Here is a 25,607-nt window from a genome sequence, read left to right as displayed (position 1 = left end):
GCTCAGAACCTGAAACGCACCACCAGGTTTTGCAGGCCCGCCGCCAGTTGCGACAGTTCCTGGCTGGTGGCGCTGGTGCGGGTCGAGGCGTCGGCGCTTTGCAGTGACAGGTCGCGGATGTTCAGCAGATTCCTGTCCACCTCGCGCGCCACCGCCGCTTGCTCTTCCGACGCGCTGGCAATCACCAGGTTGCGCTCATGGATCTGTTCCATGGCCCGGGTAATTTCTGCCAGCGCGATGCCAGCCTGTTCCGCGAGTGACAGGGTCTGCGCAACGCGCTGGCTGTTGCTGTGCATCGACTGCACCACACCTTCGGTGTCGCCCTGAACCCGGCCGATCATCTGTTCGATTTCCCGGGTCGACTGTTGGGTGCGATGGGCCAGTGCGCGGACTTCATCGGCCACTACCGCAAAGCCGCGCCCGGCTTCCCCGGCCCGGGCGGCTTCGATGGCCGCATTGAGCGCCAGCAGGTTGGTCTGTTCGGCGATGGCGCGAATCACATCCAGCACCTTGCCGATTTCCCGGGATTGCTCGGCCAGGGTCTGCACCTGTTGCAGGGCGCCGCCGGCGTCGGCGCTCATGGCCTGGATCGAGTCGAGTGTTTCAATCACCCGTGCCTGACCCTGGCTTGCCTGTTGTGTCGACTGGCGCGTGCTGTCTGACGTCGATACGGCATTGCGTGCGACTTCTTCCACGGCCACCGTCATCTCATTCACCGCCGTGGCGGCTTGTTCGATTTCGTTGTGCTGCTGTTGCAGGCGGCCGGAATCCTGATGGGTGCTCTGTTTCATCTGGTTGGCGGCAGCGGCCAGTTGCGTGGACGCCGCGCTGATCCGTTGCAGGGGCTCGCGCAGGCTGCTTTGCATGATCGACAACGCGGTCAGCAAACGCCCGGTTTCATCCGCGCCATGGCTGCGGATCGGCGTACTCAGATCGCCAGCGGCTACTTGCTCGGCCACGTCCACGGCCTGACGGATGGGCGCCACGATGCTGCGAATCAACAACCAGGCGAGCAGCACCGTCAGCAGCGAGACTGCAATCAAGGCCCCGATCACCGTGACTTTTACCTGGTTGTAGAGGGCGTCGGCCTGTTGCGCCGATTGACTGACTTCGTTGGTGGTGAGGGCCACCAGCTCGGCGAACTGGTCACCGCTGAGGGTCGAGTAATCCTGGATCTTGCCGTTGAGCAGCGCGGTCATTTCTTCCAGGCGGTTTTCCTGCGACAGGGTTTCGTATTGCGCCAGGGCCTGACGGTAAGAGGTGACAGTCGCGACGAATTTTTCGTACGGCTCCCTGTTGTAATCGCCTACGAGGGGCGTGAACTTGTTGAGGGCTTGTTCCAGCCAGCCCTGCACTTGATGCAGGCGGCTCACCGTGGCGTCGAGCACCTTGGGATCGCGGTTGAGCGCCATGCGCAGGCTGAGTACGCGAATGCTCAGGGCGTAGTCGCGGATTTCCCCCAGGTAGCGGGTGCTGGGCAGGGAAATGTTTTCGGTGTGCTGACCGGTGGCACGCACTTGGGCGACTTGCTTGAGGGCGAACAAGCCCTGCAACAGCACCAGCAGGGCGATGAGACCGAAGCTGATCACAGCGCGTTGGGCGATGCTCAGGCGACCTGGCGACATGGATTGACCTCCTTGGCGATGAACAAAAAATCGTGGATTCATGAAACGCAGGCACAAAAAAAGCGCAGGCCCGAAATCGGGCCTGCGCCGAGGCAACATCAGTCTTCTACTTTCGGAATCTTGCGCGGTGCCATGAAGTACATCCAGATCAGTGCGATGAAGTACATCGCCGGAATCAGGGTGAACAGCACGGTGTAGTTGTTGTTGGTGGCGGTCAGGATGTGGCCGACCAACTGGGTCATGAACATCCCGCCAATGGCGGCGCACATGCCACCGAAACCGAACACCGTACTCATCATGTGCTTGGGCGTGTAGTCCATCACCAGGCTCCAGATGTTCGCGGTCCAGGCCTGGTGCGCACCGATGGCCAGGGAGATGGCGAACACCGCGACCCACAGGTTGCTGGAGCCGGCGGCCATGATCACGCCGATGATGCAGCAGGCGAACAGGAACATGGACATCAGTCGCGCCTTGATCGGGTTGACGCCGCGGCCGATCAGGAACGAGGAGAGAATCCCGCCACCGACGCTACCGAAGTCGGCAGTGAGGTAGATGATGATCAGCGGGATACCCATCTGGGTGACGTTGATGCCCAGGTTGTATTGCTGATTGAGGAACGGTGGCAGCCAGTACAGGTAGAACCAGAACACCGGCGCGGTGATCGAGTAGGCGAGGGCGAAGGCCCAGGTGCCTCGCATGCGCAGGATTTTCGAGAACGGTACGCGCGCTTGTTCGGGTTCGACTTCCTGCTGGATGTAGTCCAGTTCCGACTGTTTGACGCGCGGGTGATCTTCCGGGTTGAAGTATTTCAGGCCCCAGCACACCAGCCAGATACCGCCCAGTGACGACATGCACAGGAACGCACCTTGCCAGCCCCAGGCGTGCAAAATCAGTGGCAGCAGCATCGGGGTGAACATCGCGCCGACGTTGGTCCCGGCGTTGAAAATGCCGGTCGCCACGGCCCGTTCACCCGCCGGGAACCAAAGGCGCGTGGTTTTCACGCAAGCCGGGTAGTTGGCGGCTTCGGTCAGCCCGAGGATGAAGCGACAGACCATGAAGCCGACCGCTGAAGTGGCCAGGCCGTGGGCGCCGGTCGCCAGGCTCCAGAGCAGTACGGCGCAGAAGAACACGCGCTTGACGCCGACCCGGTCGATCAAGCGGCCTTGCAGCACGAAACCGATGGCATAACCGACCTGGAACCAGAAGTTGATGTTGGCGTAGTCCATCGCCGTCCAGCTCATTTCCTTGGCCAGGATGGGCTGCATGACGCCAAGGGCGGCACGGTCGATGTAGTTCAGGGTGGTGGCGAAAAACACCAGCGCCAGCATGCCCCAACGGGTTTTGCCAACGGCCATGGCGCCGCGGATCTTGTCGCCGATGCCAGCAGTGGCAGCGCTCATGGCCGGGGCCATGCGTGAGCTTTGTGTAGGATTCATGTGTGCCATCCGTTCAATGACTGACAAGCTAAGCTCGTCGGGACTTCAAGGGCGCGTGATCAATCGCTGGCGGCGTGCGCGTGAGGACTGATCGGCTGTTTCGTCGACTGACGAGTTATTCAGCGAGCGGCACGGGCGTGCCAGCGGTGCGCAGTGTTCGGATGGACGCCGGGCAAGGCGTAATGACGGTGGTTCGAGGGAGCAGGGCGATGAATGAGCGCATGAGCGTATACCCGTTTTTTGAAATTTTTATGTGGTGTTCTGGGTCGTTGTTAACTGGCCCCGATGATTTGTGATCGGGACCAATGTGGTGTTGATGTTGCGCAGTGGACGAAAAATCGTCAATTCGCCAATCGCCATTGTGTTCGATAATCGCACGCAAAACTAACTGGGTAGTACACTTTAAATTGCTGTGCGGGATCGCGCAGCCAATAATTCACTCAAAGCTAAACGTGATCCTTGCAGGAGCCAGCCAGCCGGCTCCTGCAAACAGCGTGCGATGTCCCTAACAAGATTGCCTCCACCACCGGGAGTCGAAGATATGCAGCGTTCCATTGCCACCGTTTCCTTGAGCGGTACCCTGCCAGAAAAGCTCGAAGCCATTGCCGCCGCCGGTTTTGACGGCGTCGAGATTTTCGAGAACGACCTTCTCTACTACGACGGCAGTCCCCGGGAAATCAAACAGATGTGCGCCGATCTCGGGATCGCCATCACCCTGTTTCAACCGTTCCGGGATTTCGAAGGCTGCCGCCGTGACCGTCTGTCGCGCAATCTGGAGCGCGCCGAGCGCAAGTTCGATCTGATGCAGGAACTGGGCACCGACCTGGTGCTGGTGTGCAGCAACGCCTCGGCCGATTCCGTCGGTGATGAACAGATTCTGGTCGATGACTTGCGGCTGCTGGCCGAACGCGCCGGCGCGCGAGGCTTGCGTATCGGTTATGAAGCCCTGGCCTGGGGCCGGCATGTGAACACGTATCAACAGGTGTGGAGCATCGTGCGTCAGGCCGATCATCCAAGCCTCGGCGTGTTGCTCGACAGCTTTCATACGCTGTCGCTCAAGGGCGACCCCAGCGCTATCGCCGACATCCCGGGCGACAAGATCTTCTTCGTGCAAATGGCCGACGCGCCCATCCTGGCCATGGATGTGCTGGAGTGGAGCCGGCATTTCCGCTGCTTCCCGGGCCAGGGCGAGTTTGACTTGCCGGGCTTTCTCGCACCGATCATCAAGAGCGGTTACACCGGGCCGCTGTCGCTGGAGATCTTCAACGACGGCTTTCGCGCCGCGCCGCCACGGGCCAATGCCGCCGACGGTTTGCGCTCGTTGCTGTACCTCGAAGAGAAAACCCGTCAGCGCCTGGAGCAGGAATCCCGACCTGCGGCCAACCTCGACATTCTGTTCGAGACGCCCAAGGCCAGCGAATACAACGGCATCGAGTTTCTTGAGTTCGCCGTGGATGAAAGCCTCGGTGCCAAACTCTCGAATTGGCTGGAGCGGCTGGGCTTCGTCAAGGCCGGCCAGCATCGTTCCAAGAGCGTCAGCCTGTTGCGCCAGGGCGATATCAACCTGATCCTCAACTCCGAGCCGTACTCGTTCGGCCATAGTTTTTTCGAGGCGCACGGTCCATCGCTGTGTGCCACCGCCGTACGGGTCAAGGACAGTGCCAGTGCACTGGCCCGCGCCGTGGCTTACAAGGGCCAGCCTTATCGCGGGCTGGTCGGCCCCAATGAACTGGAACTGGCTGCGGTGCGAGCGCCGGACGGCAGCCTGATTTACCTGGTGGATCAGGACGCCGACGTCTACGGAACCGACTTCAACTTGCAGCCCAATATGGTGGCCAGCGGTGGCCTCAAGCGTATCGATCACATGGCGATGGCCCTGCCGGCCGACAGCCTCGACAGTTGGGTGCTGTTCTATAAGAGCTTGCTCGATTTCGAGGCCGACGACGAAGTGGTGCTGCCTGACCCTTACGGCCTGGTGAAGAGCCGCGCGCTGCGCAGTCGGGACAGCTCGATTCGTCTGCCGCTGAACATTTCCGAGAACCGCAACACCGCGATCTCACACGCGCTGTCGAGTTATCGCGGCTCCGGCGTGCATCACATCGCGTTCGATTGCGACGATATCTTTGCCGAAGTCAGTCGGGCGAAAGCGGCGGGCGTTCCGCTGCTGGATATCCCGCTCAACTACTACGATGACCTGGCCGCGCGTTTCGACTTTGATGACGAGTTCCTCAGCGAACTGGCCTACTACAATGTGTTGTACGACCGCGATGCCCAGGGCGGCGAGCTGTTCCATGTGTACACCGAGCCGTTCGAAGGGCGGTTTTTCTTCGAAATCATCCAGCGCAAGAACGGTTATGCCGGTTATGGCGCGGCCAACGTGGCGGTGCGACTGGCGGCCATGGCCAAGTCTCGCAGTGGTGCCGTCCGTCAGGCGAAGTTGTAGGAAATTCGTAACCGCGGGAGTAATCCGTTGCCGCACGGCTTCCTTCAGTGTGCGGCTCAGCCCATAATCGCCCGCCTGTGCAGTGATGGCCGTGAGCCCGCAATGACAATGACTTCAGAACTCTCCTTAGCGTCCGACGAACCGGCTGCCGAGCCGCGCAAGAGTCGCAAAAACAATCCGGAAAAAACCCGCGAGAACATTCTTCAAGAAGCCATTGTCGAGTTCGTTCAACAGGGGCTTTCCGGGGCTCGCGTCGATGCGATCGCCGAGCGCATCCACACTTCAAAGCGCATGATCTATTACTACTTCGGCAGTAAGGAGCAGCTCTACGTCGAAGTGCTGGAAAAGCTTTACGGCGATATTCGCAGCACCGAAAACCGACTGCACCTGACCGAACTGGCCCCGGTGGAGGCGATTCGGCGGCTGGTGGAATTCACCTTCGATCACCATGACCGCAACGTCGACTTCGTGCGCATCGTCAGCATTGAAAACATTCACAACGCCGAATACGTGAAGCGTTCCGATGCGATCAAGGCGATGAACAACACCATCCTCGACTCATTGGGCGAGATTTTGCGTCGCGGTGCCGAGGAAGGGCTGTTTCGCAAGGGGCTCGATCCGCTGGATGTGCATTTGCTGATCAGCTCGTTCTGCTTCTATCGCGTGTCGAACCGTCACACCTTTGGTGAGATTTTCCAGATTGACCTGCCGGACGAGCGCATCAAGCAGCGTCATCGGGAGATGATTTGCGAGTCGGTTCTGCGCTATTTGCAGGCCTGAATCGTGGCGAGCGAGCTCGCTCGCCACAAAAGACCTTCAGCCATTCATGCTTTGAAAGTGCGCCAGCATTCGCTGGGCATCGGGCACCACACCGCTGAACAATTCGAACGCCTTCACCGCCTGAAACACCGCCATGTTGCCGCCATCCAGGGTCCGGCAGCCCAGGGCGCGGGCGTTGCGCAGCAGTTCGGTTTCCAGCGGGAAGTAAACAATCTCCGCGACCCACAGTTGCGCGCGCAGCAACTCGACCGGCACGGGCATGCCCGGCAGTTTTTTCATGCCCATGGGCGTGGTGTTCACCAGGCCGTCGGCCTCGGCCAGGCTCCGCGCCAGATCGAGACCCGCCACGGCGCGGCCGCTGCCGAACGTTTGATTGAGGTTGTCCGCCAGGCTTTGGGCGCGGCTGATTTCCACATCGAAAATGCTCAGTTGCTGTACGCCTTCGCTCAACAGCGCGTGGGCAACGGCGGCACCCGCGCCTCCGGCACCCATTTGTACGACGCGATCAACGGCAACGCCAGGCAAGCCACGGCGAAAGCCTTCGGCAAATCCCAGGCAATCGGTGTTGTGACCGATGCGTTTGCCATCCTTGAGCACCACGGTGTTCACCGCACCAATGCCGCGAGCTTCCGGCGACAATTCGTCGAGCAGCGGGATGATTGCCTGCTTACACGGGAAGGTAATGTTCAGCCCGGTGAAGTTCATGCGCTCGGCGGCACTGAGCAGGTCGGGCAGGGCATTGCTGTCGAGTTGCAGCTGATCGAGGTCGATCAGGCGATAGAGGTAACGCAGCCCCTGGGCATCGCCTTCATGCTCGTGCAGTGCCGGGGTGCGGGACGCCTGGATGCCGGCGCCGATCAGGCCGGCCAATACTGTGTGGTTCTGACTCATGATGTTCACCCCTTCAAACGCAGGCTGAAATGCTCCAGCGCCAGGCGATAGCCGTGGCTGCCGAACCCGGCCATCACCGCAGTGGCAATGGCCGAGACGAAGGAGTGGTGGCGGAAAGGCTCACGGGCGTGGACATTGGACAAGTGCACTTCAATCACGGGCAATTCGCTGGCAACCAGCGCATCGCGGATTGCCACTGAGGTGTGGGTCCACGCGGCCGGGTTGATCACGATGCCGGCACAACGGTTGCGGGCGTTGTGAATCCAGTCGAGCAGTTCGCCTTCGTGGTTGGTCTGGCGAAACTCCACCGCCAGGCCGAATTCTTCGGCGGTACGACCGCACAACGCGGAAATGTCAGCGAGGGTTTCGTGGCCGTAAGTCTCCGGTTCACGGGTGCCGAGCAGGTTCAGATTCGGGCCGTTGAGCACCAGAATAATGGGGGGCATCGAAGTTTCTCCACTTATTATTTTTGGCATTGGCCGAGGTTTCAGCCTGTGGAGATAAATTGTACTAACTGGTTAATTCGGTCAATTGAAGAGCGAGTCACCGGACTGTTTGTGTGCGGTGATCGGACGGTTTCGTGTTCAACGTGGCAGATGCTCAAGCAGAAAATCGATAAACGCCCGCAATCTCAGGGGGACATGGCGACTTTGCGGATAGAGCAAGGTGAACGGTCGCGAGCGCCCGCCGTATGGCTTGAGTACTTCCAGCAGCGAGCCATCGGCCAGTTCCTTTTCGACAATGAAGCGATAGGTCTGAAACAGGCCGGCACCGTGTTTGGCCAGGGTCACGCCACCCAATACGTCGTCGGAACAGCTGAAGTTGCCCTCGGCCAGAATTTCCCGCTGCACGCCTTGGTCGTTGAACAGCCAGGCGATACGACGGCCGCTGCTGGGCAGTTCGTACTGGATGCATTCGTGGTGTTGGAGGTCGTCGAGGGTTTGCGGCGTGCCGGCATGCTGGAGGTAATCGGGGCTCGCAACCATCACCAGTTCGGCGTCCTCGAGCGGCCTGGCGATCAGGCCGGAGTCCGGAATGGCGCGCACACGAATGGCCATGTCATAGCCTTCGCCGACGAAATCGATATTGCGATTGCTGATGTGCGACTCGACCTTCACCGCCGGGAAACGCGCGCGAAAGGCCGGCAGCAACGGCAGGATTCGATGGTGGGCGTAGGTGGTGGGAATACTGATGCGCAAGGTCCCGGAGGGTACTTGCTGCTGGCCCATGACTTCGCGCTGGGCTTCAACCAGTTGGGCCAGCGCCTGGCGGCATTCTTCGTAGTAGCGCCGACCACTGTCGGTCAGCTTGACGCTGCGGGTGGTGCGCGCGAACAGCCGTACACCCAGGCGCTCTTCCATGCGTGACACCGAGCGACTCACGGCGGCCGGGGTGACGCCCGCCACCAGTGCGGCCGATGTAAAGCTGCCGGCCTCGGCGGCCAGGCAAAACAGCTCGATACTGCCTAGCTGAAGATCGTCGAATTGTCGCTGCATGATTGATTACACCGGGGATCAAATGAAGTGTGTGAATCAGTATTTATCAGATGCTTGCACACGGATACAGTGAGTTCCTTGTGCCGAGCCTTTCTTGATCAGCGAGCAGGAGATATAGCATGCCTTTTGTCAGCGTTCGTATTACCCGTGACGGCGTGACCCGGGAGCAGAAAGCCCAGGTCATCGCGGAGATCACCGAAACCTTGCAGCGCGTCCTCGGCAAACCGCCTGAACTGACGCACATCGTGATCGAGGAAATTGACACCGATAACTGGGGGTATAAGGGCATCACCACCACGGAATATCGAAAGAATTTGCCGGGGTGAGTCAGACATGAAAAAGCCGTCGCGGAGACGGCTTTTTCATGTCTGGCACCTGCACTCAGCGCCGGGTCAGTAACACGCCGGATTCCATGTGGTGGGTCCAGGGGAACTGGTCGAACAGCGCGCATTGGGTGATGCGGTGGGTGTCGTGCAGTTGGGCGATGTTGGCCGCCAGGGTTTCCGGATTGCAGGAAATGTAGAGGATGTTGTCGAAGCGTCGGGTCAGTTCGCAGGTGTCCGGGTCCATGCCGGCGCGCGGCGGGTCGACGAATACGCTGCCGAACTCGTAGCTCTTGAGGTCGATACCGTGCAGGCGACGGAACGGCCGCACTTCATTCAAGGCTTCGGTCAGCTCTTCGGCGGACAGACGCACCAGCGTGACGTTATCCACAGCGTTTTCGCTGAGGTTGCTCAGCGCGGCATTGACCGAGGTCTTGCTGATTTCGGTGGCCAGTACTTTACGCACGCGAGTGGCCAGCGGCAGGGTGAAGTTGCCGTTGCCGCAATACAGTTCCAGCAAGTCGTCCGGGCGATCGCCCAGTGCCTCGTACGCCCAGTTGAGCATCTTCTGGTTCACGGTGCCGTTGGGCTGCGTGAAGGCGCCTTCGGGCTGGCGATAGCTGAAGGTACGGCCGCCGACTTCCAGCTTCTCCACCACGTAATCGTGACCGATGACTTCGCGTTTGCCCTTGGAGCGGCCAATCACGCTGACGTTCAGTTGCTCCGCCAGCTGCGAGGCCGCCGCGTGCCAGTGTTCGTCCAGCGGGCGGTGGTAGCACAGGGTGATCATGGCGTCGCCGGCCAGGGTGGTCAGGAATTCCACCTGAAACAGCTTGTGGCTCAGGGCGGAACTGGCTTGCCAGGCGGCCTTGAGCTGCGGCATCAACTGGTTGATGCGCTGGCTGGCGATCGGGAATTCTTCGATCAGGATCGGCGTGCGCTTGTCTTCCTGGGAAAACATCGCGTAGTGGCGCTCGCCGGCTTCGCGCCACAGGCGGAATTCGGCGCGCAGGCGGAAGTTCTGCAGCGGCGAGTCGAACACGGTCGGCTGCGGCGCATCGAAAGGCGCCAGCAGGTCACGCAGACGCGTGACCTTTTCTTCGAGCTGAGCGGCGTAGGCCTGGGAATCAAAAGTCATGCGTTGAACCAACCCAGCTTGATCACGAACAGAATCGACAGAATCACCAGCGCCGGGTTCAGCTCACGGCCACGACCGGAGAGCAGTTTGATCGCGGTCCACGAGATGAAGCCGAAAGCGATACCGTTGGCGATGGAGTAAGTGAATGGCATCGCCAGGGCGGTGATCACCACCGGTGCGGCAACGGTGATGTCGTCCCAGTCTATTTCGGCCAGGCCGGATGTCATCAGTACGGCGACGAACAGCAGCGCCGGGGCAGTGGCGTAAGCCGGAATGCTGGAGGCCAGTGGCGAGAAGAACAGCGCCAGCAGGAACAGGATCGCCACCACGACGGCGGTGAGGCCTGTGCGGCCACCGGCACTCACGCCGGCGGCGGATTCGATGTAGCTGGTGGTGGTCGAGGTGCCCAGCAGGGAACCGGCCATGGCGGCGGTACTGTCGGCGATCAGGGCGCGGCCCATTTTCGGCATGTGGCCATCCTTGCCCATCAGGCCGGCGCGCTTGGCGACGCCGATCAGGGTGCCGGAGTTGTCGAACAGGTCGACGAACAGGAAGGCGAAGATCACGCTGAACAGACCGATGTCCAATGCACCCTTGATGTCCAGTTGCAGGAAGGTCGGAGCCAGCGAAGGCGGCATCGACATCACGCCGCCGAACGGGCTGAAACCCATCGCGATCGAAACAATGGTCACCACCAGAATGCCGATCAGCACGGCGCCACGCACAGCCAGCGCTTCGAGGGCGACGATCAGGGCAAAGCCGAGGGTGGCGAGGATCGGTGCCGGTTGTTTCAGGTCACCGAGGCCGACCATGGTCGCCGGGTTGCTGACCACGATGCCGGCTTTGTTCAGGGCGATCAGCGCCAGGAACAGGCCGATACCGGCGGCAATCGCCGAGCGCAATGGCAACGGGATGCTGTTGATGATCCATTCACGGATGCGGAAGATCGACAGCAGGAAGAAGCACACCGCCGAAATGAACACCGCGCCCAGCGCCACTTGCCAGGTGTGACCCATGTGCAGGACCACGGTGTAGGTGAAGAACGCGTTCAGGCCCATGCCCGGTGCGAGGGCGATCGGGTAGTTGGCGATCAGCCCCATTACCGTGGAGCCGATGGCGGCAGCCAGACAGGTCGCGACAAACACCGCACCCTTGTCCATGCCGGTCTCGCCGAGGATGCTCGGGTTGACGAACAGGATGTAGGCCATGGCCAAAAAGGTGGTGACGCCCGCCAGTATCTCGGTCCGTACGTTGGTGTTGTGTGCCTTGAGTTGAAACAGCCTTTCCAGCATGTCTGCTCCCCGTGGCGCGCCCGGCGCCGTGAATGTATCGACCTCAACAGCAAAGCACAGGCCGTTGCAGGCGCCCGAGAATTTTCGCTGGGTCGGAAAAAGCCGCGCATCATACCAGTAGCGTGGGGTTATGGCTGCTTATGGCGGTGATCGTCGTCGATGTTTTGCCTTTGGCCCAAGTCAGCCATACTGCGCGCTGTTTTTTGGGAAGGGTATTGCATGAAAAAGCGTCTGTTTATCGGCATTGGCATGTTGCTGGCCCTGACCCTGGGGGCACAAAGTGCCTCGGCGGCCTCGGCGCCACCCTTGACTCAATTGAAAGTGCTCAAAGTCGAGTCACCGGCCTGCGGTTTTGAAAGCATTGCCGAAGGGCAAGTGGAGACGCGTTGCAATCACGCCGGGCCGAACATTCGGGTTTTCGTGCTGGAAGTCGGTTATGGGCGTGAGGCGCATGTCGCCCTGGACGGTTTTGAGGTGAACGGTACCCGCACCCCGGTCTGCGCTTTTGATAACGGCAACCTGACGGAATGCACCGTCGGCAGGAAAACCGTCGGCTATCTATACATCTTCGATATGGCGGGCAAGCAGCAAGGCACGTTCACCTTCAGCGACACCTCGATCAATCCCCCGGGCAACACCCTGTCGACGCAGCTCTACATCAAGTAAGACGGGGTTCGAACATGAGGCGGGAAAGCTGACTACGCTTTAAGGATCACTCCGTGGATTGCCCTTATGACCTTTAGAGCCTTGATTACCCTCGCCGAGGGCATCGATGACCTGCAAGCCGTGACCCTGGTCGACGTGCTGCGCCGCGCCAAAGTGGAAGTGGTGGTGGCCAGCATCGAGGGGCGACGCATGCTCACCTGCGCCCGCGGCACCCGCCTGACTTGCGATGCCATGCTGGTGGACCTGCTGGCCCAGCCATTCGACCTGATCGTCCTGCCCGGCGGCGCGGTGGGGGCGCAGCACCTGGCGAACCATCAACCCTTGCAACAGTTGATCAAGGACCAGGCCGCGGCCGGTCGCTGGTTCGCGGGCATCGCCGAGGCCCCCGCGCTGGCGCTGCAGGCTTTCGGCGTGTTGCGCCAGCGGCGCATGACCTGCCTGCCTTCGGCCAGCCATCAACTGTCAGGCTGCACCTTCGTCGATCAACCGGTGGTGGTCGATGGCAACTGCATCACGGCCCAGGGTTCGGGCGCCGCGCTGCCGTTCGCCCTGGCGCTGGTGGAGCAACTCTGCGGCAAGGCCACGCGAACGGTGGTGGCCGGGGAGTTGCTGGCTTAGCGTCAGACCTTCGCTTCTTCCTTCGGCACATGCATGCGATCGCGGCCGGCCAGGCTCGGGAACAGCTTGATCCAGACACCGGTCACCACCAGCGTGCCGATACCGCCCATGACCACCGCCGGCACCGTGCCAAACCAGTGGGCGGTCAGACCGGATTCGAATTCTCCCAATTGGTTCGAAGCGCCAATGAACAACCCGTTCACGGCGCTGACCCGGCCGCGCATTTCGTCCGGGGTTTCCAGTTGCACGAACGAGGCGCGGATCACCATGCTGATCATGTCGGCCGCGCCAAGGATCACCAGCACGCCCAGCGAGAACCAGAACGAGGTGGACAGGCCGAAGGCGATGGTCGCCACCCCGAATACGCCCACGGCGGTGAACATCACTCGCCCGACGTTGCGTTCCACGGCAAATCGCGCCAGGAACAATGACATCAACAGCGCACCCACCGCAGGCGCCGAACGCAGTAGACCCAGGCCCCACGGGCCGGTCAGCAGAATGTCCTTGGCAAAAACCGGCAGCAACGCCGTCGCGCCACCCAGCAGGACGGCAAACAGGTCCAGGGAGATGGCCCCGAGAATGTCCGGGCGACTGCGAATGAAGCGAATTCCGGCCAGTAACGAATCAAGGGTGGCTTTGCCCTTGTTCAGCAGCGTCTGACGGGCGGGCAGGTTGAGCATCAGCGAGCAGGCAATGAGGTAAAGGATCACCGTCGGGCCATAGACCCAGACACTGCCAAACGCATAGAGCAAACCACCGAGGGCCGGGGCGACGATGGTTGCCGACTGCTGGGCCGATTGGGCGGCGGCGACGGCCCGGGGAAACAAGGCCCCGGGCACGATGCTCGGCAGCAAGGCCTGGGTGGTCGGCATCTCGAAGGAGCGCGCGGCACCGAGCAGGAACGCGAGGATGAAGATCATTTCCCGGGTGACATGGTCGGTCGCGCTGCCGATCGCCAGCGACAGGGCAATCAGCGCTTGCACGGACTGGCAAATCGCCGCGACCTTGCGCCGGTCGTAGCGGTCCGCCACATGCCCGGTGTGCAGCATGAACAGCACGCGCGGCGCGAACTCCACCAGCCCGACCAGACCCAGGTCAAGCACGTTGCCGGTCAGTTGGTACAGGTTCCAGCCGATGGCCACCGTGAGCATTTGAAAGCCGCTGGCGGTAAAGATCCGGGCCAGCCAGAACGCGATGAATGGGCGGTGATGACGTAACAGCAAGGGCTCTTGGCTGGGCATCTGGAGGCAGATCTGGGTGTGGGAAAGGGAGAGATTATCATCAAGCTGTAACAGGAAGTTGCCATCTCGGGAAATTTAGTTAGCTAGACACCGATTCGTCGGGCTCGCCCCGGTGAGGCAACTTGTCACGCGGCAAAAGACCACGCGGTTCATCCCCGCAAATGGGACTACTCTTTCAACGTTGCTTGATCCAGATCAACACCCTCGAAAGGAATTGATCCTGTGACCAGAACGCCAGACTCCCTGCGTTGCGATGCTGGTAAAAAAAAGAACGAATTCGAATTCGCCGCACTCCATACCCGTGGGAACCGTGGATGCAGGCTTCGCGCCGGCAGCCGTACTACCTGACAGAGGAAGACTTATGTTCGGTTTAGAGGCTCTTGATCTCGCCCGAATTCAGTTCGCGTTCACCATCTCGTTCCACATCCTGTTTCCTGCCATCACCATTGGTCTGGCGAGTTACCTGGCGGTACTCGAAGGCTTGTGGCTGAAAACCCACAACGACACTTACCGCGACCTCTACCACTTCTGGTCGAAGATCTTTGCGGTCAACTTCGGCATGGGCGTGGTTTCGGGTCTGGTCATGGCGTATCAGTTCGGCACCAACTGGAGCCGTTTCTCGGACTTCGCCGGGTCAGTGACCGGACCGTTGCTGACCTATGAAGTGCTGACGGCCTTCTTCCTTGAAGCCGGTTTCCTCGGCGTCATGCTGTTTGGCTGGAACAAGGTGGGCCGCGGTCTGCACTTCTTCGCCACGGTCATGGTCGCCATCGGCACCTTGATTTCGACCTTCTGGATTCTCGCGTCCAACAGCTGGATGCAGACCCCGCAGGGCTTCGAGATCATCAACGGCCAGGTCATTCCGACCGACTGGCTGGCGGTGATCTTCAACCCGTCATTCCCGTATCGCCTGATGCACATGGCCACGGCGGCGTTCGTGGCAACGGCCTTCTTCGTCGGCTCCTCGGCGGCCTGGCATTTGCTGCGCGGCAAAGACAACCCGGCGATCCGCACCATGCTCTCGATGGCCATGTGGATGGCGCTGATCGTGGCGCCGATTCAGGCGGTCATCGGTGACTTCCACGGCCTCAACACGCTCGAGCATCAGCCGGCCAAAATCGCCGCGATCGAGGGCCACTGGGAAAACAAAGGCAACGAGGCGACGCCGCTGATCCTGTTCGGCTGGCCGGACATGAAAGAAGAGAAGACCAAATTCGCCGTCGAGATTCCGTACCTCGGCAGCTTGATCCTGACCCACTCCCTGGACAAACAGGTACCCGCGCTCAAGGAGTTCCCGCCTGAAGACCGGCCGAATTCGACCATCGTCTTCTGGTCGTTCCGGGTCATGGTTGGCCTGGGCTTCCTGATGATCTTCACCGGGTTGTGGAGCCTGTGGCTGCGCAAGCGCGACACGCTCTATACCTCGCGGCCGTTCCTGTACCTGGCGTTGTGGATGGGGCCGTCCGGCCTGATCGCGATTCTCGCCGGCTGGTTCACCACTGAAATCGGTCGTCAGCCTTGGGTGGTCTACGGCCTGATGCGTACGGCGGATGCGTCGTCCAACCATAGCTTCATGCAGATGAGCATCACCCTGATCCTGTTTGTCGTGGTGTATTTCGCCCTGTTCGGTGCCGGTCTGGGCTACATGATGCGCCTGGTGCGCAAAGGGCCGAAGATCGACGAAGGCAAGGAGACCAACGAAGGGGGGCCTGGCCAGAAACGCACACCGGCACGTCCGCTGTCCGCAGCCGACGATGAATACGCCGATGCCGACCGCACCGCGACCAAGGAGGTTTGAATCATGGGTATTGATCTTCCGCTGATCTGGGCCGTGATCATCATCTTCGGCATCATGATGTACGTGATCATGGACGGCTTCGACCTGGGGATCGGGATTCTCTTCCCGTTCATCCCCGGCAAAAGTGACCGCGACGTGATGATGAACACCGTCGCTCCGGTCTGGGACGGCAATGAAACCTGGCTGGTATTGGGGGGCGCCGCGTTGTTCGGAGCATTCCCGCTGGCTTACTCGGTAGTGCTCTCGGCGTTGTACCTGCCGTTGATGTTCATGCTGATCGGTTTGATTTTCCGCGGTGTGGCCTTCGAGTTCCGCTTCAAGGCCAGGGACGACAAGCGCCACCTGTGGGACAAGGCGTTCATCGGTGGTTCGGTGGCGGCAACCTTCTTCCAGGGCGTGGCGCTGGGGGCGTTCATCGATGGCTTGCCGGTGGTCAATCGTCAGTTCGCCGGAGGGTCACTGGACTGGCTGACGCCGTTCACCCTGTTCTGCGGGGCTGCACTGGTAGTGGCCTATGCATTGCTCGGCTGCACCTGGTTGATCATGAAGACCGAGGGCAAGTTGCAGGAACAAATGCATGACCTGGCGCGACCCCTGGCGTTCGTATTGCTGGCGGTGATTGGTATCGTCAGCATCTGGACGCCACTGGCCCATGCCGAGATTGCGGCGCGCTGGTTCACGTTGCCTAACCTGTTCTGGTTCCTGCCGGTGCCGATCCTGGTATTGGTGACCTTGTACGGCCTGATCCGCGCGGTGGCCCGTAATGCGCACTACACGCCGTTCCTGCTGACGCTGGTGTTGATCTTCCTCGGTTACAGCGGCCTGGGTATCAGCCTGTGGCCGAATATCGTGCCACCGTCGATCTCGATCTGGGACGCCGCGGCACCGCCGCAGAGCCAGGGCTTCATGCTGGTGGGCACGCTGTTCATCATTCCGTTCATCCTCGGGTACACCTTCTGGAGCTATTACGTGTTTCGCGGCAAGGTCACCCATGAAGACGGTTACCACTAGGCTTTTGTTGCGCGGATTTGTGGGAGCGAGATTGTTCGCGATGGCGCCATGACTGGCGCCACCCACCTTGATTGGAGGTTTAGGCCATGAGCAACAAACATTCCCTGCACGACATCGAGCAAGCGGAAAAAAAGCCGCTGTGGCAGCGGCTCGGCTGGTTGGCCCTGATCTGGGCGGGAAGTGTCGGCGCATTGTTTATCGTCGCCAGCCTGATGCGGATGTTCATGAACGCCGCCGGCCTGACCACACACTGAATACCTGACATCCCATCCCGCAGCCTTGCGGCGCGGATTTACAACCCTCCGATGGAGGGTTTTTTTTGCGCCTGGTTATTTGCGGGCCTTGAGAATCACGAATTTCGGCGTGGCAGCTACTTGCTCGACCCCACGGAACAACCGCGCGAGCTTGCTGTGATACCCCAGGTGACGGTTGCCGACGATGTATAACGCACCGCCTGTCACCAGGGCTTCCCGGGCCTGCTGGAACATCCGCCAGGCCAGGAAATCGCCGACAACTTGCTGCTGGTGAAACGGTGGATTGCACAACACCACGTCCAGCGATTGAGGTTCCTGCCCGGCCAGACCATCGCCCGCGCGTACAACCACATCGCGCTCGCCCAGTGCGGCGCGCCAGTTTTCGGCGGCCGATTGCACAGCCATGAACGACTCATCGACCAGGGTGTAATGGGCCTCGGGGTTTTGCAGGGCGCTGGCGATCGCCAGAACGCCGTTACCGCAACCGAGGTCGGCGACCCGTGCGCTGCCGAGGTTCTTCGGCAGGTGTGGCAGAAACGTCCGCGTGCCGATGTCCAGGCCTTCACGGCAGAACACGTTGGCGTGGTTGAGCAGTTCGATGGCCGGTGCATCGAGTCGATAGCGAGTCGGGTAGGGCGATACCACAGAGACTTTTGCTTCAGTCGTGGCGATCAGCAGCCGTGCTTTCTTCACCGCCAGGGACGCCTGCACCGGGCCGATGTAGCGCTCCAGCAGATCGCCCGCAGCACGCGGCAGGTGTTTGATCATCGCGCCCGCGATCACCTGGGTACCCGGAGCCAATTGGTCTTGCAGGCGGATCAGTTGTTCTTCCAGCAGGGCCAGGGTCTTAGGTACCCGGACCAGTACCCGGTCAAAGGGCCCCTTGAGCGCTTCACTGGCGGGTATGTGCGGTACGCCGTCAAATGGCAGGCCATTGCGTGCCAGGTTCTTTTCAAGACCCTGAAAGGCCAGGAATGAGTCGCCGCTGCTGGTGACGTTGACTTTGCCCGCCAGGCTGGCTGCCAATGCACCGAAACTGTCGTTCAGCACCAGAACCCGCGTCTCGGCCGAGGGTTGCTGTTCGGCCAGATGGTTGAGCAGGTACTCATCGGCCGCATCAAAGGCTTGCAGCGGTTCGTTCTGCTGTTCGGGTTGGCGGATCAGGTCGAGGCTGGCGAAGGGTGTTTCGAGCAAGGGCATGGGGCGGGGCTCTGGGTAATCAACGGGTATCCCGCGGCCCAGAAGCGTCTTGGCGGGCGGGGCCAACCGAGCGGACTGCGTCGTGGAATTTCACACGTCATCACTCAGGAAGGACCGCGAATGGTACGTTTTTTTGTGTCGGAATACTCGCAGGTTTTCGAATCAGGGCGCTGCATCTTTATTGAGGTAACCGGCCTTGGCCGCAGCGATGACGGCTGAAACCTTGTTATTGACCTCGAATTTGCGGATGGCTTCCTGGACATGAAAATTGATCGTCCGCGGGCTGAGATTGAGAATCCGGGCGCTCTCATAGGCCGTCTTGCCATCTGCCGCCAGTTTCAAGACGTCGATTTCCCGTAGCGATAATTGCGGCACGTACTGTGTAGCCGACGTCTTGGGCAGGGTTTGCGCAACCAGCCTATGCAGGTGATGGCAGATGAACGCGGAAGCGCCGAGATTTTCGTACAGCTCCAACGCTGTGATCGGACTGTGGCTTCGCACCAGGCTCAAAATGCTGAACAGACCGCTTTCGTCGTCGTGAATGGCTTGTGACCAGCCGTGTTGAAGTCCTTCTTGTTCAAGGGTGTCCCAGAGATGGGGGGCGTTGGCAAACAGCTCTTCGCTCCAGAGGATTGGTAATTCAGATTGATTGCAATGCGCCACTACTGGATCAATGCCTGCCAGTTTTCTTTGTTCGTAATCAGCGTTCCAGTCTGATGGATAATTGTTCAACCGCAGAGCACTCAGTCGTTCGGTGTTAGAGGTATAACTGGTTGAAAAGCCGAAGAATTTGAAACCGAAGTTTTTCGCGAAGTTCAGTGATATCCGGTAGGCCGTATCAAGATCGGCTGTGGTCGACAGGTAGTTGAGTTGAGACGTCTTCCATCTCTCCATAATGCGGCTCCTGTTTTCGATGGGGCTGGTGTATGGCGGATGATTGGATCCAAAGTGGCGAGCCCACGAAATTGTAGGGTAATTCCTACAGTGGTGGTGATAATATTTTGTTTTGTTTAATTCATGAGAGTTTTTGGTTTGGTTCTAACGCTGTTGGTGTAAGAGGCGCATTACACTGTTTGGTCATCATATGTGTGCTGTAATTTAAAGGCGCTTTTAGATGGCGTGTTATTTAAACAAGTTGTGTAAATTGTATGTTGAGAGTAGTTGCTCTAAAAAGGCACTACAAAACATAGGTGTATAGGGCGTGCACTTTGCGAGACACTGGGCCATCTGTTGAATGGAGCCCCCCCCCATGACCGTCAGTGACGAGAAATTCACTCGCCAGACCCTCCTCGACGTTCAGCCGTTGACGCCGAATCTGTTCACCCTGCGGGCTACGCGGGATCCGGGGTTTCGCTTCCGCGCGGGGCAATTTGCCCGGCTCGGCGTGACCAAGGCTGACGGCAGCACGGTCTGGCGCGCCTATTCGATGGTGTCCTCACCCTTTGATGAGTTCCTGGAGTTTTTCTCCATTGTTGTGCCGGGAGGCGAGTTCACCAGCGAGCTCAGCCGATTGGGTGTCGGCGATACACTGCTGGTCGATCGCCAGGCCTTTGGTTACCTGACGCTTGATCGCTTCGTTGACGGGCGTGATCTGTGGCTGTTATCCACAGGCACGGGGCTGGCGCCGTTTCTGTCGATCCTGCAGGACTTCGAGGTCTGGGAAAAATTCGAGCGGATCATCCTGGTCTACAGCGTCCGTGAGTCACGGGAGCTGGCTTATCAAGACCTTATCGCGGGGCTGGCGCAGCGTGAGTACCTGGCGGAATTCGCGCACAAACTGCAGCTTATTAACACGGTGACTCGCGAACAGCATCCGGGCGTCTTGAACGGGCGTATTACAACCCTGATCGAAGATGGAGAGTTGGAGCGGGCCGCTGGCGTGGCCCTTTCGCCCGAACACTCGCGGGTGATGCTTTGCGGTAATCCGCAGATGATCGATGACACGCGCAAATTGCTCAAACAGCGCGGTATGCACTTGAGCCTCAGCCGGCGACCTGGCCAGGTGGCCGTGGAAAATTTCTGGTAAAAAAAACGGCGCCTCAAGGGCGCCGATTTCATTCAGTGGAAGCGTTCAAGGCCGGTTGTTCTGGGCCTTGAGCAGATCTCGGATCTCGCCCAGCAACACTTCTTCCTTGGTCGGAACCGGCGGCACGGTTGGCGCGACCGCCTCTTCGCGTTTCAAGTGGTTAATGGCTTTGACACCCATGAAGATCGCGAAAGCGACAATGAGGAAGTCGATCAGGCTCTGGATGAATTTACCGTAGGCCAATACCACCGCCGGGACGTTACCCTCGGCCGCCTTGAGCGTAATGGCCAGGTCACTGAAGTCCACCCCACCGATCAACAGCCCGATTGGTGGCATGATCACATCACCGACAAATGACGTGACGATCTTGCCGAAGGCGGCACCGATGATGATACCAACGGCCATGTCGACCACATTGCCCTTGACCGCGAAGGCCTTGAACTCACTTATCACGCCCATAGGTTATTTCCTTGTTACAGATGAGGTTGGTGAACGCAGTGTAAATCAGCAAAACGCATCTTGCTCGAAACGCCTGCTTACAAGTGCTGCCTGCTGTCGACCGGATCGACGCCAAAAAGTTTGAAAATGCCATCATCGCAGCGAGAGCGAAAAAGGGTTTCGAGGCTTTCTTGCGGTCGATCTGTTGCGCCGATTTATCGTACAGGTGTGGAAAGTTGGGAATGGGAAGCGGCGGGATTGAGCATGGAAATATGAATTAATTTTTACTTGAGGTTTGGTGGTTTTTGAAGTTTGAGCAGGCGTGTTGAAGGGAGGAAGCAAAGATTAAGTAAATGGTTGGTGCATTTTTTGTTTGGTGTGCTGCAAGAGTTTTATGTGTGTGTTGTACGTTGTTTTGCTGGTTGTAGTGGGTGTGTACAAGCTTATATACGAAGTTGACGGTTGATTTTAAAAAAGTTGTACAGGTTTTTAGTTAACTACATAGTTACATGTATTAACCCATTCTCAAAAGTTGTAGACGGTGACTCGGCGGACGCCAGCGCCGCACTGATGCGCGTCACCTGGGTTATCATCGCGATTTTTGCCGGGGGTTCCGATGGCCAAGGCCAAGCGCATGTATGGCTGCACCGAGTGCGGCTCAACGTTCCCCAAGTGGGCCGGCCAGTGTGGCGAGTGCGGCGCCTGGAACACGCTGACTGAAACCATGGTGGAAAGCGGCGGGGCGGCAGCGCCCAGCGGTCGTACCGGTTGGGCGGGGCAACAGGCACAGATCAAGACCCTGGCCGAAGTCAGCGTGGAGGAAATTCCGCGTTTTTCCACGGCGTCCAGTGAGCTGGATCGGGTGTTGGGCGGTGGTCTGGTGGACGGTTCGGTGGTGCTGATCGGCGGTGATCCCGGCATCGGCAAATCGACGATCCTGCTGCAAACCTTGTGCAACCTGGCCAAAAGCATGCCGGCACTTTACGTCACCGGCGAAGAATCCCAGCAGCAAGTGGCCATGCGCGCCCGACGCCTTGGGTTGCCTCAGGATCGGTTGCGGGTCATGACCGAGACCTGTATCGAAACCATTATCGCCACGGCTCGCCAGGAAAAGCCCAAGGTGATGGTGATCGACTCGATCCAGACGATTTTCACCGAGCAGTTGCAATCGGCTCCGGGGGGCGTGTCCCAGGTTCGTGAAAGCGCCGCATTGCTGGTGCGTTATGCCAAGCAGAGCGGCACGGCGATTTTCCTGGTCGGCCACGTCACCAAGGAGGGTGCATTGGCGGGGCCTCGCGTTTTGGAACACATGGTCGACACCGTGCTGTATTTCGAAGGCGAATCCGATGGGCGTTTGCGCTTGCTGCGGGCGGTTAAAAACCGTTTCGGTGCGGTGAACGAACTGGGCGTGTTCGGCATGACTGACAAAGGCCTGAAAGAAGTCTCCAACCCTTCGGCGATTTTTCTGACCCGTGCTCAGGAAGAAGTCCCGGGCAGTGTGGTCATGGCAACGTGGGAGGGCACCCGACCCATGCTGGTCGAAGTCCAGGCGCTGGTGGATGACAGCCATCTGGCCAACCCGCGCCGGGTAACCCTGGGACTGGATCAGAATCGTCTGGCGATGTTGTTGGCGGTGTTGCATCGTCATGGCGGAATTCCCACCCACGACCAGGATGTATTCCTTAACGTTGTCGGTGGTGTGAAAGTGTTGGAAACGGCTTCCGATCTGGCGTTGATGGCCGCGGTCATGTCCAGCTTGCGCAACCGGCCGTTGCCTCATGATCTGCTGGTATTCGGTGAGGTGGGGCTGTCCGGTGAAGTGCGTCCGGTACCGAGCGGCCAGGAGCGTCTGAAAGAAGCCGCCAAGCACGGCTTCAAGCGCGCCATCGTGCCCAAGGGCAACGCGCCGAAAGAGGCGCCGGCCGGTCTGCAGATTATTGCTGTGACCCGTCTGGAGCAGGCGCTGGACGCACTCTTCGAATAAGTTTCCGGGCTGGACTTGATCCCTGTGAAGCAAGCTTCGGGATGGTGCCGGTTCGTCAGATTTCGATCAGGGCACCCAACTCTCGTTCAAGTTCGGCTTCGTCAGCCAGGTTGAGCTCGATCACCCGCCGCAGGCGCTCAATGGATTCCAGGCTGATATGCCGGCAGACAAAGCCGAGCTGGCCTTTGTCTTCGTGGGTCAACTCGACATCCATGGCAATGTCGGTGTCTTCGGACAGATGAATGTCGACGAAAAATTCCTGCTGCGGATTGCCCAGCCACGGGGTGGGCCGTTCGATCAGCAAGCCCTTGAGTGACAGGTCGATCAGCTTTACCGGCCAGGTGCATTCACCCTGACGGAGCTCGGTTCGTGCATCGAACGCAATACGTTTGAAGCGGCGGCGGTCGGCAGGGTGGTTGCTCATGGCGCAATCCTCGTTAGGTTCGCTGACTATAGACCCGCCGTACGCAAGGCTGCCAGCGAGAGGGGCGGCTAGACCAATGTCGGGGTATGACCTTTGCCGTCAGGAGGTCTAAACTCGGGGTGGCTGTCTTTCTTGTCCACTCTGGCCGGAATAATAAAATGAAAAATAATAATAGCCCGCTACGCCATCTACCCTGGCTGGTGCTGGCAATCATAGGTGCGTGCGCCCTGGGTGTCGTGGCATTGCGCCGAGGGGAGGCGATCAACGCCTTGTGGATTGTGGTCGCTGCCGTGGCCATTTATCTGGTTGCGTATCGCTACTACAGTCTGTTTATCGCTAACAACGTCATGCAACTCGATGCGCGACGGGCCACTCCCGCCGTGCTCAACAACGACGGTCTGGATTACGTCCCCACCAATAAACACATCCTTTTCGGTCACCACTTCGCGGCCATTGCCGGCGCAGGTCCGCTGGTCGGTCCGGTGCTGGCGGCGCAGATGGGCTACCTGCCCGGAACGCTGTGGCTGATCGCCGGCGTGGTGCTGGCTGGCGCCGTGCAGGACTTCATGGTCCTGTTCATGTCCACCCGCCGCAACGGCCGTTCCCTGGGCGACATGGTCCGTGAAGAAATGGGCCGCATTCCCGGGACTATCGCGCTGTTCGGCTGCTTCCTGATCATGATCATCATCCTCGCGGTGCTGGCGCTGATCGTGGTCAAGGCCCTGGCCGAAAGTCCATGGGGTATTTTCACGGTGATGGCGACCATCCCGATCGCGATGTTCATGGGCATCTACATGCGTTACATCCGCCCGGGCCGCATCGGTGAAATCTCGGTGATTGGCGTGGTCCTGCTGCTGGGTTCGATCTGGCTGGGCGGGCAGATTGCCGCCGATCCGGTGTGGGCCAAGGCGTTTTCCTTCACCGGTATCCAGATCACCTGGATGCTGATCGGTTACGGTTTCGTCGCAGCGGTGCTGCCGGTGTGGCTGATTCTGGCGCCACGGGATTACCTGTCGACCTTCCTCAAGATCGGCACCATCGTCGCCCTGGCGATTGGCATCCTGATCACCATGCCCGAGCTGAAAATGCCGGCAGTGACCCAGTTCATCGACGGCACCGGGCCGGTGTGGAAGGGCGGTCTGTTCCCGTTCCTGTTCATCACCATCGCCTGTGGCGCGGTGTCCGGTTTCCACGCATTGATCGCTTCGGGCACCACGCCGAAGCTGCTGGATAACGAAACCAATGCCCGCTACATCGGTTACGGCGGCATGCTGATGGAGTCTTTCGTCGCCATCATGGCCATGGTCGCCGCCTCGGTGATCGAGCCAGGCGTGTATTTCGCCATGAACAGCCCGACCGCCGTGGTCGGTGGTGAGGTCGTGGCCGTTGCGCAAACCGTCAGCAGCTGGGGCTTCGCCATCACGCCGGACGCCCTGCAAGCAGTGGCCAAGGACATCGGTGAGACCACCATCCTGGCCCGCGCCGGTGGTGCGCCGACCCTGGCGGTCGGCATCGCGCAGATCCTGCACAGCGTGCTGCCGGGTGAAAACACCATGGCGTTCTGGTACCACTTCGCGATCCTGTTCGAAGCCTTGTTCATCCTGACGGCGGTCGACGCTGGCACCCGTGCCGGGCGGTTCATGCTGCAGGACCTGCTGGGTTCCTTCGTGCCGGCGCTGCGCCGCACGGAATCCTGGACCGCCAACCTGATCGCGACCGCCGGTTGCGTGGCGATGTGGGGCTGGCTGTTGTACCAGGGCGTGATTGATCCATTGGGTGGTATCAACACCTTGTGGCCGCTGTTCGGCATCTCCAACCAGATGCTGGCCGGTATCGCGCTGATGCTTGGTACCGTCGTGCTGATCAAGATGAAACGCCAGCGCTACATTTGGGTGACCTTGTTGCCGGCGGCATGGCTGCTGATCTGCACCACCACGGCCGGCTTCATCAAGCTGTTCGACGCCAACCCGGCGATCGGCTTCCTGTCGCTGGCGAAAAAATACAGCGATGCGCTGGCCAATGGTCAGATTCTCGCCCCGGCCAAGGACATCACGCAGATGCAGCATGTGGTTTTCAACGCCTACACCAACGCCACACTGACCGCGCTGTTCCTGTTCGTGGTGTTCAGTATCCTGTTCTATGCGCTCAAGGTTGGCATTGCTGCCTGGGGTAAAAAAGAACGCACGGATAAAGAATCGCCATTCCAGGCGCTGCCGGATGCTTGATCGAGGATTGCAGCATGTTCAATGACCTGAGTCGCCTCGGTAAATACCTCGGTCAGGCCGCGCGCCTGATGGTCGGCATGCCCGACTACGACAACTACGTCGAGCATATGCAAACCAAACACCCGGACAAACCGGTGATGAGCTACGAGGCGTTCTTCCGCGAACGCCAGGAAGCCCGTTACGGTGGCAAGGGTGGGCCGAAGTGCTGTTGATCCGGAAGGCGGGTTAACGGCAAATCCTGTGGGAGCGAGCTTGCTCGCGATGGCGGACTGTCAATCAACAGTGATGTTGAATGTTA

At 59.7% G+C, this 25,607-nt stretch carries 24 protein-coding genes; 12 read left to right on the top strand and 12 right to left on the bottom strand.

What is annotated here, in order from left to right:
• Window positions 1-2 precede the first annotated feature (2 nt).
• Both ACVWYU_RS10450 and ACVWYU_RS10445 read right to left on the bottom strand, forming a co-directional pair.
• Entirely contained in the window at window positions 3-1,625 is a 1,623-nt protein-coding gene (locus ACVWYU_RS10450; RefSeq protein ID WP_457372649.1) for a methyl-accepting chemotaxis protein, read from the bottom strand.
• Between the two features lie 98 nt (window positions 1,626-1,723).
• Window positions 1,724-3,061 carry an MFS transporter gene (locus ACVWYU_RS10445; protein ID WP_425524288.1) on the bottom strand — a complete coding sequence of 446 codons (1,338 nt, stop codon included), beginning with the start codon at window positions 3,059-3,061 and terminating at the stop codon, window positions 1,724-1,726.
• Between the two features lie 541 nt (window positions 3,062-3,602).
• Between ACVWYU_RS10445 and quiC the strand changes: the two genes are divergently transcribed.
• Both quiC and ACVWYU_RS10435 read left to right on the top strand, forming a co-directional pair.
• Window positions 3,603-5,504 carry a 3-dehydroshikimate dehydratase QuiC gene (gene quiC / locus ACVWYU_RS10440; protein ID WP_457372648.1) on the top strand — a complete coding sequence of 634 codons (1,902 nt, stop codon included), beginning with the start codon at window positions 3,603-3,605 and terminating at the stop codon, window positions 5,502-5,504.
• 102 nt (window positions 5,505-5,606) lie between these two features.
• Window positions 5,607-6,284, top strand: coding sequence for a TetR/AcrR family transcriptional regulator (locus ACVWYU_RS10435; RefSeq protein ID WP_247254654.1), 678 nt, complete (start codon window positions 5,607-5,609; stop codon window positions 6,282-6,284).
• Window positions 6,285-6,320: 36 nt separating this feature from the next.
• Here the strand turns inward: ACVWYU_RS10435 and ACVWYU_RS10430 are convergent, their stop codons facing one another.
• From ACVWYU_RS10430 to ACVWYU_RS10420, 3 genes are all read right to left on the bottom strand, one after another.
• Complete coding sequence (locus ACVWYU_RS10430; protein ID WP_247254655.1) at window positions 6,321-7,175, bottom strand: shikimate dehydrogenase; 855 nt, start codon at window positions 7,173-7,175, stop codon at window positions 6,321-6,323.
• A gap of 5 nt (window positions 7,176-7,180) precedes the next feature.
• Window positions 7,181-7,621, bottom strand: coding sequence for a type II 3-dehydroquinate dehydratase (gene aroQ / locus ACVWYU_RS10425; protein ID WP_090325369.1), 441 nt, complete (start codon window positions 7,619-7,621; stop codon window positions 7,181-7,183).
• A gap of 138 nt (window positions 7,622-7,759) precedes the next feature.
• Window positions 7,760-8,671, bottom strand: coding sequence for a LysR family transcriptional regulator (locus tag ACVWYU_RS10420; RefSeq protein WP_248915587.1), 912 nt, complete (start codon window positions 8,669-8,671; stop codon window positions 7,760-7,762).
• Between the two features lie 119 nt (window positions 8,672-8,790).
• On the opposite strand from ACVWYU_RS10420, the gene ACVWYU_RS10415 reads away from it, so the two are divergent.
• A complete protein-coding gene (locus ACVWYU_RS10415) occupies window positions 8,791-8,997 on the top strand; it encodes a tautomerase family protein (RefSeq protein ID WP_047533558.1) in 207 nt (68 codons plus the stop codon).
• A gap of 55 nt (window positions 8,998-9,052) precedes the next feature.
• Here ACVWYU_RS10415 and trmA read toward each other — a convergent pair whose 3' ends face one another.
• Both trmA and ACVWYU_RS10405 read right to left on the bottom strand, forming a co-directional pair.
• Window positions 9,053-10,132 carry a tRNA (uridine(54)-C5)-methyltransferase TrmA gene (gene trmA, locus ACVWYU_RS10410; protein WP_457372647.1) on the bottom strand — a complete coding sequence of 360 codons (1,080 nt, stop codon included), beginning with the start codon at window positions 10,130-10,132 and terminating at the stop codon, window positions 9,053-9,055.
• Window positions 10,129-11,424 (bottom strand): NCS2 family permease, encoded by a 1,296-nt coding sequence (locus ACVWYU_RS10405; protein WP_248915583.1) that lies wholly within the window; start codon window positions 11,422-11,424, stop codon window positions 10,129-10,131. Before ACVWYU_RS10405 ends, trmA begins: the two co-directional genes overlap by 4 nt.
• A 219-nt stretch (window positions 11,425-11,643) precedes the next feature.
• On the opposite strand from ACVWYU_RS10405, the gene ACVWYU_RS10400 reads away from it, so the two are divergent.
• Window positions 11,644-12,090, top strand: a complete 447-nt coding sequence (locus ACVWYU_RS10400; protein WP_457372646.1) for a DUF4879 domain-containing protein — start codon at window positions 11,644-11,646, stop codon at window positions 12,088-12,090.
• A gap of 66 nt (window positions 12,091-12,156) precedes the next feature.
• The gene (locus ACVWYU_RS10395) at window positions 12,157-12,708 is read left to right on the top strand and encodes a DJ-1 family glyoxalase III (RefSeq protein ID WP_457372645.1); all 552 of its coding nucleotides are present in this window, start codon (window positions 12,157-12,159) and stop codon (window positions 12,706-12,708) included.
• Between the two features lie 2 nt (window positions 12,709-12,710).
• Here the strand turns inward: ACVWYU_RS10395 and ACVWYU_RS10390 are convergent, their stop codons facing one another.
• Window positions 12,711-13,949: an MFS transporter gene (locus tag ACVWYU_RS10390; protein ID WP_457372644.1), complete on the bottom strand. Its 1,239-nt coding sequence runs from the start codon at window positions 13,947-13,949 to the stop codon at window positions 12,711-12,713.
• Window positions 13,950-14,310: 361 nt separating this feature from the next.
• Here ACVWYU_RS10390 and ACVWYU_RS10385 point away from each other — a divergent pair, with 361 nt between their 5' ends.
• The 3 genes from ACVWYU_RS10385 (at window position 14,311) to ACVWYU_RS10375 (ending at window position 17,012) form a co-directional block, all read left to right on the top strand.
• Window positions 14,311-15,747 (top strand): cytochrome ubiquinol oxidase subunit I, encoded by a 1,437-nt coding sequence (locus tag ACVWYU_RS10385; RefSeq protein WP_247254660.1) that lies wholly within the window; start codon window positions 14,311-14,313, stop codon window positions 15,745-15,747.
• Between the two features lie 3 nt (window positions 15,748-15,750).
• Window positions 15,751-16,758, top strand: coding sequence for a cytochrome d ubiquinol oxidase subunit II (gene cydB / locus ACVWYU_RS10380; RefSeq protein ID WP_247254661.1), 1,008 nt, complete (start codon window positions 15,751-15,753; stop codon window positions 16,756-16,758).
• Between the two features lie 86 nt (window positions 16,759-16,844).
• Complete coding sequence (locus ACVWYU_RS10375; RefSeq protein WP_090325347.1) at window positions 16,845-17,012, top strand: DUF2474 domain-containing protein; 168 nt, start codon at window positions 16,845-16,847, stop codon at window positions 17,010-17,012.
• 75 nt (window positions 17,013-17,087) lie between these two features.
• Here ACVWYU_RS10375 and ACVWYU_RS10370 read toward each other — a convergent pair whose 3' ends face one another.
• A complete protein-coding gene (locus ACVWYU_RS10370) occupies window positions 17,088-18,212 on the bottom strand; it encodes a methyltransferase (protein WP_457372643.1) in 1,125 nt (374 codons plus the stop codon).
• Between the two features lie 162 nt (window positions 18,213-18,374).
• On the bottom strand, window positions 18,375-19,106 hold the full coding sequence (locus ACVWYU_RS10365; RefSeq protein ID WP_457372642.1) for a helix-turn-helix transcriptional regulator: 732 nt from the start codon (window positions 19,104-19,106) through the stop codon (window positions 18,375-18,377).
• A 355-nt stretch (window positions 19,107-19,461) separates the two neighbouring features.
• Between ACVWYU_RS10365 and ACVWYU_RS10360 the strand changes: the two genes are divergently transcribed.
• Window positions 19,462-20,238 (top strand): ferredoxin--NADP reductase, encoded by a 777-nt coding sequence (locus ACVWYU_RS10360; protein WP_457372641.1) that lies wholly within the window; start codon window positions 19,462-19,464, stop codon window positions 20,236-20,238.
• A gap of 45 nt (window positions 20,239-20,283) precedes the next feature.
• Here ACVWYU_RS10360 and mscL read toward each other — a convergent pair whose 3' ends face one another.
• Window positions 20,284-20,697 (bottom strand): large-conductance mechanosensitive channel protein MscL, encoded by a 414-nt coding sequence (gene mscL, locus ACVWYU_RS10355; protein WP_090325334.1) that lies wholly within the window; start codon window positions 20,695-20,697, stop codon window positions 20,284-20,286.
• A 595-nt stretch (window positions 20,698-21,292) separates the two neighbouring features.
• Here mscL and radA point away from each other — a divergent pair.
• Window positions 21,293-22,660 (top strand): DNA repair protein RadA, encoded by a 1,368-nt coding sequence (gene radA / locus ACVWYU_RS10350; protein WP_247254665.1) that lies wholly within the window; start codon window positions 21,293-21,295, stop codon window positions 22,658-22,660.
• A 55-nt stretch (window positions 22,661-22,715) separates the two neighbouring features.
• Here the strand turns inward: radA and ACVWYU_RS10345 are convergent, their stop codons facing one another.
• Window positions 22,716-23,084 carry a PilZ domain-containing protein gene (locus ACVWYU_RS10345; RefSeq protein WP_457372640.1) on the bottom strand — a complete coding sequence of 123 codons (369 nt, stop codon included), beginning with the start codon at window positions 23,082-23,084 and terminating at the stop codon, window positions 22,716-22,718.
• A gap of 158 nt (window positions 23,085-23,242) precedes the next feature.
• Between ACVWYU_RS10345 and ACVWYU_RS10340 the strand changes: the two genes are divergently transcribed.
• Together ACVWYU_RS10340 and ACVWYU_RS10335 are read left to right on the top strand one after the other, a co-directional pair.
• Window positions 23,243-25,309, top strand: a complete 2,067-nt coding sequence (locus ACVWYU_RS10340) for a carbon starvation CstA family protein (protein WP_457372639.1) — start codon at window positions 23,243-23,245, stop codon at window positions 25,307-25,309.
• A 14-nt stretch (window positions 25,310-25,323) separates the two neighbouring features.
• Window positions 25,324-25,521, top strand: a complete 198-nt coding sequence (locus ACVWYU_RS10335) for a YbdD/YjiX family protein (RefSeq protein WP_007937254.1) — start codon at window positions 25,324-25,326, stop codon at window positions 25,519-25,521.
• Window positions 25,522-25,607: the final 86 nt, after the last annotated feature.

The organism is Pseudomonas sp. TE12234, assembly GCF_054061835.1.
The sequence above is the reverse complement of the archived record's forward strand: the minus strand, read 5'-3'. Positions and strand labels throughout refer to the sequence as shown.